The sequence below is a fragment of the Planococcus sp. TJ-302 genome (assembly GCF_058268455.1).
This window is the reverse complement of record NZ_JBZDOI010000002.1, coordinates 1-13,599: the sequence shown is the minus strand read 5'-3', so window position 1 is coordinate 13,599 and position 13,599 is coordinate 1. Positions and strand designations below refer to the sequence as shown.

Annotated in this window: 8 protein-coding genes, 1 rRNA gene and 2 riboswitches; all 9 genes read left to right on the top strand. The window is 46.7% G+C overall.

What is annotated here, in order from left to right; all coding sequences use genetic code 11:
- The first annotated feature begins 221 nt into the window (after positions 1-221).
- Complete coding sequence (gene ilvD / locus AC4EHB_RS11030; RefSeq protein ID WP_490981519.1) at positions 222-1,943, top strand: dihydroxy-acid dehydratase; 1,722 nt, start codon at positions 222-224, stop codon at positions 1,941-1,943.
- A gap of 425 nt (positions 1,944-2,368) precedes the next feature.
- On the top strand, positions 2,369-3,838 hold the full coding sequence (locus AC4EHB_RS11025) for a nicotinate phosphoribosyltransferase (protein WP_490976010.1): 1,470 nt from the start codon (positions 2,369-2,371) through the stop codon (positions 3,836-3,838).
- Between the two features lie 15 nt (positions 3,839-3,853).
- Positions 3,854-4,678 carry an NAD(+) synthase gene (gene nadE, locus AC4EHB_RS11020; RefSeq protein ID WP_490976011.1) on the top strand — a complete coding sequence of 275 codons (825 nt, stop codon included), beginning with the start codon at positions 3,854-3,856 and terminating at the stop codon, positions 4,676-4,678.
- Between the two features lie 222 nt (positions 4,679-4,900).
- On the top strand, positions 4,901-5,851 hold the full coding sequence (locus tag AC4EHB_RS11015; protein WP_490976012.1) for an AAA family ATPase: 951 nt from the start codon (positions 4,901-4,903) through the stop codon (positions 5,849-5,851).
- Positions 5,848-7,062 (top strand): DUF58 domain-containing protein, encoded by a 1,215-nt coding sequence (locus AC4EHB_RS11010; protein ID WP_490976013.1) that lies wholly within the window; start codon positions 5,848-5,850, stop codon positions 7,060-7,062. The genes AC4EHB_RS11015 and AC4EHB_RS11010 overlap by 4 nt, the downstream gene beginning before the upstream one ends.
- Positions 7,059-9,245: a transglutaminase TgpA family protein gene (locus AC4EHB_RS11005; RefSeq protein WP_490976014.1), complete on the top strand. Its 2,187-nt coding sequence runs from the start codon at positions 7,059-7,061 to the stop codon at positions 9,243-9,245. Before AC4EHB_RS11010 ends, AC4EHB_RS11005 begins: the two co-directional genes overlap by 4 nt.
- 32 nt (positions 9,246-9,277) lie before the next feature.
- Positions 9,278-9,379: riboswitch (purine riboswitch) on the top strand.
- 126 nt (positions 9,380-9,505) lie between these two features.
- Positions 9,506-11,044: a glutamine-hydrolyzing GMP synthase gene (guaA, locus tag AC4EHB_RS11000; protein WP_490976026.1), complete on the top strand. Its 1,539-nt coding sequence runs from the start codon at positions 9,506-9,508 to the stop codon at positions 11,042-11,044.
- Between the two features lie 126 nt (positions 11,045-11,170).
- A riboswitch (purine riboswitch) is annotated at positions 11,171-11,272 on the top strand.
- Positions 11,273-11,393: 121 nt separating this feature from the next.
- Positions 11,394-12,731, top strand: a complete 1,338-nt coding sequence (locus AC4EHB_RS10995; protein WP_490981518.1) for an NCS2 family permease — start codon at positions 11,394-11,396, stop codon at positions 12,729-12,731.
- A 668-nt stretch (positions 12,732-13,399) separates the two neighbouring features.
- A 16S ribosomal RNA gene (locus AC4EHB_RS10990) occupies positions 13,400-13,599 on the top strand; the annotation flags it as partial.

Sequence of the window (13,599 nt, the reverse complement as noted above, 5' to 3'; positions counted from 1 at the left end):
TGCGCTAGCTTCGGGACATGAAAGACCGTTGCATCGCTGCGCTAGCTTAGAGAGATGAAAGTGCGCTGAAGCGGAATGAGAAGAAAATCAAAGCTTTCTCACAACCCAAATATGTGACCAGTTTTCGAATTATTTAAAAAAATATTAGATAAAATATTTAAAATTCATTGAATTGAGTAAATATTTCTCTATAATGATACAAAAGAAAGGAAAGATGCCTGATGAAAAAAGATTTGCGCATAAACAGTAAAGTATTCGACGGAGCGATGAAAGCGCCGAACCGCGCAATGCTCAGAGCAGTCGGTGTGACGGATGAAGATTTCAAGAAACCGATGATCGGAGTAGCCAGCACATGGAGCGAAGTGACGCCCTGCAATATACATATCCACGAATTGGCGGTGAGCGCGAAAAGTGGAGCGAGAGAAGCAGGAGGAGTTCCGCTAGTATTCAATACGATTACGGTGTCGGATGGGATTTCGATGGGAACGGAAGGCATGCGCTATTCATTGCCGAGCCGGGATTTGATCGCGGATTCTATTGAGACGGTTGTCGGGGCTGAAAGTTTGGATGGGCTAGTGGCAATCGGCGGCTGTGACAAAAACATACCAGGCTGCTTGATTGCGATTGCAAATTCTGCTGTGCCAGCTGTTTTCGCATACGGGGGAACGATTGCTCCGGGTAATTACAACGGCCAGGATATCGATATCGTTTCTGTATTTGAAGGAGTCGGCCAGCATAATAACGGCGACATCACCGACGAGTCATTGCGCAAAATCGAATGTGGGGCATGTCCCGGAGCAGGTTCTTGCGGAGGCATGTACACGGCGAACACGATGGCTTCTGCTGCAGAAGCAATGGGGATGAGTTTGCCAGGCAGTTCTTCGAACCCCGCAGAATCAAGCGTCAAACAAGCGGATTGCAAAGCGGCAGGGGCAGCCGTCTATAATCTGCTCGAAAAAGGAATTTATCCAAAAGACATCATGACGAAAGAAGCGTTTGAAAATGCTATAACCGTCGTGCAGGCACTTGGCGGTTCAACCAATGCGATTTTGCATTTGTTGGCAATCGCTCATGCAGCGGAAATCGATTTGACGATGGATGATTTTGACCGCATCCAGAAAACAGTTCCGCATATTGCGGACTTGAAGCCAAGTGGAAAATACGTCATGCAGGATCTGCACCGCGTAGGCGGAGTGCAGGCGGTGATGAAGGTACTATGGAAAGCAGGCTATCTTCACGGCGGCTGTATGACGGTTACCGGGAAAACCTTGGCAGAGAATTTGGAAGAGGCACCGGATTTGCTGGAAGGGCAAGTGGTTATCATGCCTTTCGACAACCCGAAACGCAAAGACGGGCCATTAATCGTTCTGAAAGGGAATTTATCGCCGAGCGGCGCTGTTGCGAAAATGTCTGGCGTCAAAGTTACGCGCCACAGCGGCCCTGCACGAGTCTATAACACAGAGAAAGAGGCGACAGCTGCCGTCATGGCCAACGAAATAAACGATGGCGATGTACTGGTCATCCGCTACGTAGGGCCAAAAGGCGGTCCAGGGATGCCAGAAATGCTGTCCATTTCGGCAATTTTGGTCGGCAAAGGAATGGATGAAAAAGTGGCATTGCTGACAGATGGCCGCTTCTCCGGAGGCACACATGGTTTAGTGGTGGGGCATATTGCGCCTGAAGCACAGACCGGCGGACCGATTGCGCTTCTTAAAGAAGGCGACATCGTCACGATCGATTCAGTATTGCAGGAAATCTCTATGGCTGTACCGGCGGAAGAACTGGAACAGCGACGCAAGGAATGGACAGCACCGCCGCTTTATAAAAAAGGGGTGCTCGGCAAATACGCACACAATGTTTCCTGCTCTTCAAAAGGGGCGGTAACTGATTATTTGAACCGTGAACAGACAGCGCCGGAAGAAACACTCGCTTTAAAAAGCTGAAACAATTGGAAAAGGGCAGCCCTCGATGTGAGGGCTGCCCTTTGTTTGTTTAAGGTAACATCTATAAGTTTTGACTCAATTTTTCAACCCGTTAAAAACGGGGAATCATTTCCATTGAAAGGTTTAACTTTCTGTGCCGCGGTCATTGTTCCACTGGGGCTTTCTAACTTAAGCAACGTAAACCCTACCTTCTTTTACGTCCTTGCGATCCTTTAATCGCGCCAGTGTGAATAAGTATTCTCAAAAACATTATCGTAGAATGCCAGATTATCAAAATTACCAGTTACCTATATGTTAACTAGATTATTATTGCATAAAACGCATTTCATGTCAACTTCTTTCTTTCCTGGGCATTTCGTTTTTGAATTGTTTTCTTTAGGGTATAATTAGAGAAATTATTTAATGTGGAAGAAGGAGATTTTATAATGCGCAATACATATGCAGACGACAGCTTGGCCTTACATACGGATTTGTACCAGATTAATATGACAGAAGCCTATTGGGCGGATGGCATGCATGAACGGAAAGCAGTATTCGAGTTGTTTTTTAGAAAATTGCCATTTGGCAATGGCTACGCGGTTTTCGCGGGACTGGAGCGAGTGCTTGATTATTTAAGGGAGTTCAAGTTTTCGGAAAGTGACTTGGCTTATTTGAAAGAAGAAGTCGGCTTCAAGGATGATTTTCTTGATTACTTGAGAACGGTGCGTTTTACGGGAGATGTCTATTCAGTCGTCGAAGGAGAGACCGTTTTTCAAAATGAACCGCTGTTGCGGATCGAAGCACCATTGGTGGAAGCGCAGCTTATTGAAACGGCGCTTTTGAATATCGTCAATTTTCAAACCTTGATAGCCACTAAAGCGAGCCGCATCAAGCAGATCGTGAAAAAGGAACGGGTAATGGAATTCGGCAGCAGACGCGCGCAGGAAATGGATGCGGCAATCTGGGGGACCCGCGCAGCTTATATTGGCGGTTTAGAAGCGACCAGCAATGTTAGAGCCGGCAAGAAATTCGGGATTCCGGTTGCCGGAACGCATGCCCATTCGATGGTACAGGCATATAAAGATGAGTACGAAGCGTTTCATTCCTACGCAAAACGCCATAAAGACTGCGTCTTCCTGGTTGATACTTATGACACGATTAAATCAGGCGTGCCAACGGCCATTCGAGTCGCGAAAGAATTAGGAGATAAAATCAATTTTATCGGTATCCGGCTGGACAGTGGTGATATCGCATTTCTGTCGAAAGAAGCGCGGAAAATGCTGGATGAGGCCGGATTCCCGGACACTGAAATCGTTGTATCTAACGATTTGGATGAATACACCATCCTCAACTTGAAAGCACAGGGAGCTCGTGTGGATTCATGGGGTATCGGCACAAAGCTGATCACCGCATATGACCAGCCGGCTCTTGGTGCAGTCTATAAACTTGTAGCGATTGAAAACGACGAGGGAAAAATGGAAGACACTATCAAGATTTCGGGCAATGCTGAAAAAGTGACGACGCCGGGCCTTAAAAACGTTTACCGCATTATAGATAGGGAAAATGGGAAATCAGAAGGTGATTATATCACTATGTCTGATGAGGATCCGGCTAAAGAAGACCATTTGAAAATGTTCCATCCGGTCCATACATATGTCTCGAAGTTCGTGTCGAATTTTGAGGCTGTCAATCTTCATCAGCAAGTGATTAAGGCTGGGGAAGTGGTTTATGAAAATCCCTCTTTGCCGCAAATTCAGGCATACGCTTCCAGTAGCCTTAATCTTTTATGGGATGAATACAAACGTTCACTGAATCCGGAAGAATATCCGGTCGATTTGAGCCAGAAGTGTTGGGACAATAAAATACGCAATATCCAAGAAGTGAAAGATGCCATCCAGCAAATGGCTGGGAAATAATAAGGAGGAAGATTCATGTCAAATTTGCAGCAGCAGATCATTAGAGAAATGAAAGTGAAGCCGACCATCGATCCGCAGGAAGAAGTGCGCCGGACAATTGATTTCTTAAAGCAATACTTGATCAAGCATCCGTTCCTGACCGGCTTTGTGCTGGGAATTTCCGGCGGGCAGGATTCGACACTTGCGGGTAAGCTTGCTCAAATGGCCGTTGATGAATTGAACGCGGAAGAAGCCGGCAACTATGCATTCAATGCCGTACGGCTGCCGTATGGTACGCAATTTGATGAACATGACGCCCAAGACGCGATTGATTTTATCAAGCCGACGAAGACTTATACGGTGAACATCAAGGAAGCGGTGGATGCGAGCGATAACGCGTTGGAAAAAGTGGGCATCGAATTGACTGACTTTATCAAAGGCAATGAGAAGGCGCGTGAGCGGATGAAAGTGCAATTTGCAATTGCGGGGTCCAATCAAGCGGTCGTGCTCGGCACTGACCATGCAGCTGAGGCGATTACGGGATTTTATACGAAATTCGGAGATGGGGCAGCCGATCTCACGCCCTTGTTCCGATTGAACAAGCGCCAAGGCCGCGCCATGCTGAAAGAACTTGGCAGTCCGGAGCACCTGTATATGAAGATTCCTACTGCTGACCTGGAAGAAGATCGTCCGGCGATTCCGGATGAAGTGGCATTAGGCATCACCTACGACATGATTGACGACTACCTTGAAGGCAAGAAAATTCCAGGGGATGCGCAAGAAAAACTGGAAGGCTATTACCTGCGTACACAGCATAAACGCCATTTGCCGATTACGGTCTTTGATGATTTTTGGAAATGAACTGGACAGAGACAGGACAAGATGCGGATTCCGCTCCTTGTCCTGTTTTTGATTCGACGGAAAGAGTCCGTAAGCAGTGGCTTGCCATGGGACGTTCATTTCTATGGATAATAACAATGCTAAAGTTACGGAAAGTTGAGAAATTCCGGTGAATTCGTTATGCTTGAAATAAGTTTTGGACAATTTAAAAAATTTCACGCACTTTATATTGGGGGAATCAGGATGAAGTCAAAAGATCGTTTAAATGCAGTAATTGATAATATAGAAAAAGTGATTATCGGAAAGCGCGATATTGCTGAATTGAGCATGGTGGCAATGCTATCCCATGGCCATGTCCTGCTCGAAGATGTGCCGGGCGTAGGTAAGACGATGCTGGTAAGAGCACTCGCAAAATCAGTAGGCGCCGAATTTAAAAGGATCCAATTTACTCCTGACTTGCTCCCGTCCGATGTGATTGGCGTTTCCATCTACAATCCGAAAGATATGGAATTTCATTTTAGGCCAGGCCCGATCATGGGCAATATCATTTTGGCCGATGAAATCAACCGAACATCCCCAAAAACGCAATCCTCACTTCTTGAAGCGATGGAAGAAGCTTCTGTGACCATTGATGGTGTAACCATGCCTATTCCAAAGCCTTTCTTTGTTATGGCCACCCAGAACCCGATTGAATATGAAGGCACTTATCCGCTTCCAGAAGCACAGCTAGACCGGTTTCTATTGAAAGTTAAAATGGGCTATCCATCGCCGAAAGAAGAAATGGAAGTGCTCAGCCGCGCGCAGCTTTCTGCACCAATCGAAGATTTAGAAGAAGTTATTTCACTCCAAGAAGTCTTGGCGCTGCAAGAAGAAGTGAAAAAGATCAATGTTGATGAAACGATCAGGAGTTATATCGTCGAACTGACCAGGCAGACGCGGAACGACCCATATGTCTATTTGGGAGTAAGCCCTCGCGGTTCAATCGCTTTGATGAAAGCATCCCAGGCATACGCCATGTTGAAGGGGCGCGATTATGTAACGCCGGACGATGTGCAATATTTGGCGAAATTCGTGTTCGGGCACCGCATCATGCTGCGCTCGGAAGCGCGCTATGACGGAATCACTACTGATGAAATCACGGATCGTATTTTGGCGAAAACGCGGGTGCCAGTCCAAAGGCTTGTAGGCCAATGAAAAAAACGGCCTCATTCGTGAATCTATGGGGGCGGCTCCTGTTTGTGCTGTTTATCCTGATTTTCACTTTCGCTTTCGCCATGTTCCAAGGCGGCTTTGTCAGCTGGTTCATTTTTTATATGGCACTGCCATTTGCGCTTTATTCCCTGCTGCTCGCCGTCTATCCGCTCCAGGATATGGAGTTGAGCCGGGAAATCCACACCCCGCAGGTGCGCAAAGGTTCGCCATTCTTAGCAACTATCAAAGTACAGCGGAATATGCGGTTTCCGCTGCTGTATACCGTACTGATGGAACAAACGCATTCCCCTGCACTGAATGCCAGAACCGCGGGCGGCAATCAGAAAATGCTGGTACCCGGTTTTTCTACCGGCATGTCTTGGAGTTATGAAATCCAGGATATGCCTCGCGGTGAGCATGTGCTGGAAGGGGTGCAGGTGGAAGTTTCGGATTTCTTCGGATGGGTGCGGAAGTCGAAACTGATACCGCTTCAGCAGAAAGTCCTGGTATATCCAAATACGACTGAAATCGTTTACCGCCCGATGGAATCGAGGTACGACCAAGGAGCCATGGCCGCGCCTTTCACGCTCGTGAAAGATACAACAATGGCGACAGGTGTCCGCGACTACCGTCCGGGCGACCGCGTTTCATGGATCCACTGGAAATCATTCGCGCGGACCCAGACAATGCAGACGAAAGAATTCGAAGACCGCCAGTCACAAGATTTGTTCTTGTTGGATGACCGGCGGAAGACGGATAAATTCGAACTCCAAGTAGAATTGGTGGCGTCTATACTTCAATCGATTGTAGATTCGAAATCGAGCGTCGCCTATTTGTCTGTAGGCGCGACCCGCAATTCGTTTCCAATCATCCAGACAGAAGAACATCTTCACCGGGTCATGTATTTCCTGGCGAAAGTGCAGCCGGACCTTGAAAATCCCGCAGAAGAAGCAGTTGGGCGTGATCTCCTGAAAATCCAATCATCAAGTTTACTGTATGTAACAAGCAAGCTGACGATGGATATGGTTAAAGTCATCCAACGCAACGTTAAAAACTTGAATGCCTGTATGTGCCTGGTGGTCATGAAAAAAGGGGAGCGGCCATCGCGCGAAGATGAACAAGCATTTCAATTCGCGCGCTCTAAAGGCTTCGCTGTCAAATGGGTGGCGCCTGAAAACTTTTCCTCAGTCTTTATGGAGGTGAAGGATAAATGACTTCAATCCGAAAAAACAAATGGTTCATGGCAGGCTTGTATATTTTGGTCTTTTTCCTGTTGGCAGAATGGCTGGCTCCTGTAATTGCATTGACCGAAACAGGGCATAAAAACCTGTTCCTGATTTTTATCGGCATGTCGCTGATTATGGCCTTGCTGCAAGTGCCATGGTGGATTTCAGGTACGGTCAAAACGCTGTATGTCCTGTGGTTCACGGTTTACGTCTATACCGGCAAAGTTTTTTTCACAGGAGATGCAATTCGATTTTTGTGGGATAATTTTACAAAAGACTTTTCGGCAGTGTTGGCTCAGGATTGGGTCGGCACAACAGATATTTTCAGGACCGTACTTTTTTTCGCTTTGTTATGGATGGCAGTCTACCTTATTCATTACTGGGTCAGCTACCGGCTTAGCATTTTCCTGTTCTATTTGCTAACGGTGGTCTTTATCGCGGTATTGGATACGTTTAGCCCTTACACCGGAAATACGGCCATCATCCGAATCATGGTCATCGGCCTTCTATTGGCCGGTCTGCTCCATTTAGCACGATGGCTTGAGCGCCATCATATCGAACTCAGCGGCAATAAAATCGCGGCGTATATAATTCCGTTGGTGCTGATGGTTTCGGCGGCAGCCGCATTTGCCCTTTATTTGCCGAAATCCGGTCCGATTTGGCCGGACCCCGTGCCATACATCACTTCTTTTTCTGAGCAGGCCGGAAGTGGCCCGGGAGGAGAAGTCGGGCGCATCGGTTATGGCGTGGATGATTCCCAACTCGGCGGTTCTTTTATAGGTGACGATACGCCTGTTTTCAGAGCAACTGTCGCGAATGGCCAGTATTGGAAAGTTGAATCCAAAGATATCTATACAACAAAAGGGTGGGAGTTGACCGAAAACGTCGGCGATTCCTTCTTATACGGCAATGGAGAGTTTATTTCCACAGATTTCGAACCGGGTGAACCTGCTTTGCGGGACGATGCCTTGGTGTCAATGGAACAATCTTTCCCATTCGTGCTTTATCCTTACGGCACTGAATCAATTTTAATGGATCAAAACGTCGATTATCAATACGATTCGGCAGACCAGCGCATTGAAACGTATATCGATGGCACTGAAATTGAACCTGAAGTATATGAGGTTGCCTATAGTGAACCATTATATAGCTTGACCGCGCTGCAGGCAGCTAGCGTTGAAGATTTGGCTGAGCTTCCTGCCGAGTTTGACCGCTTTAAACAGTTGCCGGCGGAATTGCCCCAGCGCGTGCGGGACCTCGCGGCTGAAATAACGGCGGATGGTGACAATGTGTATGCAAAAACGCGTGCTATTGAACGCTATTTCAGCACAGCAGGCTTTGAATACAGCCAAGAGGATATTCCGGTTCCTGAGGGAGATCAAGATTATGTTGATCAATTTTTATTCGACACAAAGACGGGTTATTGCGATAATTTTTCGACATCAATGGTCGTCATGCTCCGTTCACTTGATATCCCTGCGCGCTGGGTTAAGGGTTTCAATGAAGGTGAATTAGTAGATCAGAATGGTGAAGAGGAAACTTACCAGGTCACCAATAACAATGCCCATTCATGGGTTGAAGCTTACATGCCTGGAGTCGGGTGGATGCTTTTTGAACCGACAATCGGTTTTACAGGCGCATCGGCAGTCGATTTCGACGTTGAAACAGAAACGGAAGAATTAGAAGATCCCGTCATGCCAGAGCGCCCTGACCCGCTGGCAGCTGAAGATGAAGAAGTAGCAGCTGATGCTGCAGACAGTGGCCCATCGCTATGGAGCCGATTCGAACAGTATACAGATGCACATAGAAAAGCGATCCTTTGGTCTTTGGCGGGGATTACAGCAGCAGCTTTGATACTGTTCAAAATGCGGCAAAAATGGCTGCCTGCAGTGCTCATTCCGTATTATCGTACACGCAGGAATAATGCATCAACTTTCGAAAAAGCGTATTTGCGCTTGTTGAAGCAATTGGATTTATACGGTATTAAAAGGCGAGAAGGGCAGACGTTGAAGTCGTACGCTTCGTATATCGATTCGTTCTTCGGGACCCATGATATGACGAAATTGACGCAGGCGTATGAAAGGTCTGTCTATGGCGGCAAAGATGAAACCGTCCAATGGCAAAAGCTGAAAGAAAGTTGGGAAAATTTAATCAAACAGACAAGCGGTTGATTTTGGGAGTGCGACCTTGTACAATTGAGAAAATTATAAGTTACAGGTGCCCTCATATATGTCTGGTGATATGGACCGGATGTCTCTACCAAGTCCCCGGAAATGACTTGACTATGAAGGCGGATGACGCATGCGTTTAGACATGTGCATTCGCCTTTTTGATGTAGAGCAGAAGAACGCGAGGACTATATTTCGCGTTCTTTTGCTATTTTGAGGCCTTGAATTGAATAGAAGAGGTGAAGAGTGTGCCAGTCAGCCCAATGTTGAAAGAACAGAAGAAAGTAGTGGTTTTGGATTTTGGAAGCCAGTACAACCAATTGATTACACGGCGTATTCGTGAAATCGGAGTTTATAGCGAGTTGCATCCGCATACGATTACTGCAGAAGAAATTAAAGAAATGAATGCTTCCGGCATCATTTTCTCAGGCGGACCGAATTCGGTTTATGATAAAAATGCGTTTTCAATCGATCCTGCTATTTTTGAAATGGGACTTCCGATTTTGGGAATTTGCTACGGCATGCAACTGATGGCTCTGCATTTGAAAGGCAATGTTGAAAAAGCCCAAAACCGTGAATACGGCAAAGCTGAACTTCAACTTGTAAAAGAAAGCACTATTTTTAAAGATCTTCCAAAAGAACAGATTGTTTGGATGAGCCACGGGGACCTGGTAACTGCAGCGCCACCTGGATTCGAAGTGACAGGCACAAGCGCAGGATGCCCAATTGCTGCAATGTCGGATGAGTCGCGCGGATTCTACGGTGTGCAATTCCACCCTGAAGTGCGCCATTCCATTTATGGAAATGAAGTTCTGCGCCAGTTCGTCTATGACGTTTGCGGCATGGCAGATGAATGGTCAATGGAAAACTTTATTGAGCTTGAAATCGAAAAAATTCGCGAAGAAGTCGGCGACAAGAAAGTGCTTTGTGCACTCAGCGGCGGTGTTGATTCTTCTGTAGTGGCGGTATTGATCCATAGAGCGATCGGCGACCAGTTGACATGCATGTTTGTCGACCACGGCTTGCTTCGCAAAGGTGAAGCGGAAAGCGTTATGAAGACTTTCGCGGACGGCTTTAATATGAATGTCATCAAAATCGATGCACAAGATCGTTTCATGAACAAACTGGCAGGCGTGTCAGACCCTGAAACAAAACGCAAAATCATCGGCAACGAGTTCATCTACGTATTCGACGATGAAGCGTCGAAACTTGAAGGCATGGATTTCCTTGCTCAAGGAACGCTTTATACAGACATTATCGAAAGCGGTACGACAACGGCACAAACCATTAAATCGCATCATAATGTAGGCGGTTTGCCCGATGACATGCAGTTTAAACTGATCGAGCCATTGAATACATTGTTCAAAGACGAAGTCCGTGCGCTAGGCACAGAGCTTGGCATGCCAGATGAAATCGTTTGGCGCCAGCCATTCCCAGGTCCGGGATTGGGAATCCGCATCATGGGAGCAGTTACAGAAGAGAAGCTTAAAATCGTCCGGGAGTCGGATTGGATTCTCCGTGATGAAATCAGCAAAGCAGGATTGGACCGGGACATCTGGCAATACTTTACTGTCCTTCCGGATATCCGCAGCGTCGGCGTGATGGGCGATGCCCGCACGTACGATTACGCAATCGGCATCCGAGCCGTTACATCAATTGATGGCATGACTTCCGACTGGGCGCGCATCCCTTGGGACGTACTGGAGAAAATCAGTGTCCGCCTCGTCAATGAAGTAGACCATATTAACCGCGTATTGTACGACATTACGAGCAAGCCACCTGCAACGATCGAGTGGGAATAAAGCATAAGCTGGAGCACCTTTAAAAGGTGTTCCAGCTTTTTGAATATTTCACGAACTATAAAATAAAAAAAACGATTAATGTTCGTGTTTAGGCTTGTTAATTAAAAAGAAACGTGTTATTCTACGATAGAAATTAAATAACGTTGTCGTATAATGTCGGGGATATGGCCCGAAAGTTTCTACCGAGTTACCGTAAATGACTCGACTACGATTTTTGTCCGGCTGCAGGAAGCCGGACCCTCTCTGGATTTATTTACTTTGGAGGGGTAAATCGAACGCATACGGCACATTGCTGTATGCGTTTTTCTGTTTTCCAGCATTATTGCGGCGACACGCGGAGGAAATTACATTGAAGAAGTATTTTCAGTTTGAAGAATTGGGCACGAATTATCGCCGGGAAATCATTGGCGGTTTAACGACATTTTTAGCGATGGCCTATATTTTAGTGGTAAACCCGCTGACGCTGACACTCAGCTCGGTAACAGATCTGCCAGATGCATTGCGTATGGATTATGGCGCGGTATTCATGGCTACCGCATTAGCTGCGGCAGTAGGAAGCTTGATGATGGGGTTTGTAGCGAGGTATCCGATTGCGCTTGCTCCGGGCATGGGGCTGAATGCATTCTTCGCTTACACAGTCATCTTGACTTACGGCATTCCTTGGCAGACAGCTTTGACCGGCGTATTATTTTCTGGATTATTCTTTATCATCCTTTCGTTGTCTGGTTTGCGTGAACGCATCATCAACGCGATCCCCGCTGAACTAAAATTTGCGGTTGGAGCGGGGATCGGGTTGTACATCACGTTCATCGGTCTTCAAAATGCCGGCATCATCGTCGGCGATCCGGATACGATGGTCGGGCTTGGCGACTTGACGAACTCCTCGACACTGCTGGCGATTTTCGGTTTGGTGGTCACAGTAATCTTCATGGTCCGAGGCATTAAAGGCGGAATCTTTTTCGGCATGCTGATTGCAGCAGTAGTTGGCATGATCTTCAGCATCGTCGAACTGCCGTCTGCAATCATTGGCCAGGTGCCAAGCATGGCGCCGACATTCGGTGTAGCTTTGGAGCCGATCATCAATGATCCGGGCTCATTGATGACAATTCAATTCCTGGTTGTCGTCCTGACGTTCTTGTTCGTGGATTTCTTCGATACAGCGGGTACTTTGGTAGCGGTAGCTAACCAAGCGGGATTGATGACGAAAGACAATAAATTACCGCGCGCAGGAAAAGCGCTTTTGGCTGATGCGGTGGCAACTGTAGCTGGAGCAATTTTCGGTACTTCTACAACGACTTCTTACATTGAATCCACTTCAGGGGTAGCAGCAGGCGCACGGTCTGGCTTCGCTTCTGTAGTGACAGGAATATTGTTCCTGGTTTCAATTTTGTTCTATCCTTTATTGGAAGTCATCACAAGTGCGGTGACGGCGCCGGCTTTGATCATTGTCGGCGTGCTGATGGTTTCCGCACTTGGCAAAATTGATTGGACGAATTTCGAAATTGCAGTTCCAGCATTTCTGACGATGATTGCTATGCCTCTTGGCTACAGCATCGCAACAGGAATCGCGATCGGCTTTATCTTCTATCCGATTACAATGATTGCTGCGGGCAAAGGAAAGCAAGTTCATCCAATCATGTACGGATTATTCGTGATCTTCATATTGTATTTCATCTTCTTGGTTTAAATAGAAAAATCCCGCCAATGGTTTTGGTGGGATTTTTTTGCTGTTTAGCGCATTAAGGATTTCAATAAGGGGAGGGGGGAGTTCAGTTGGCTGCCTCGCGTAGCGGGGAGCTCACCTTCCTATGACAGCAATCAAAATGCGTGTTAGAAAGAATGCGTTTTATATATAGAAGAAAGTCAATTCGGAAGCTATCCACTGGATGTGCTGGTAGCTGATAAGGGAGAGGTGATCCGTCAACCAGATGTTAGAATGTAAAGGAAAACTTTCCTTTCAAAAATGTAACAAACTTTGCTATTGATTTAATTGAAAATTCGGTTATAATAAAAATGTGGATAATTTAATAGTATTTTATTCTGTTCTATTTTTTTCTCGAAATGTATTGACTTAATACGAGTAACTTGATATATTAGTAACTGTCCTCAAACAAACAGATAAAGCAATTAAGAAGAGTGTTGACATCTGAAATGCGATGAGGTATATTAATAAAGTTGCTGTTAAGAACGGCACACAATGAACCTTGAAAACTGAACAGCAAAACGTCAACAACACGCAACGGCCGCGCAAAACGGCCCGCGCACAAACTACTGATCAGCATCATGCAGATCAAAAGCGAATCGTGCGTCTTTGGACGGCGATCGCCAGCAGTATTGAGCAATCAACACTACTCTATAATGGAGAGTTTGATCCTGGCTCAGGACGAACGCTGGCGGCATGCCTAATACATGCAAGTCGAGCGGAACGTTGGGAGCTTGCTCCCAACGTTTAGCGGCGGACGGGTGAGTAACACGTGGGCAACCTGCCCTGCAGATCGGGATAACTCCGGGAAACCGGTGCTAATACCGAATAGTTTTTTGCCCCTCCTGGGGCG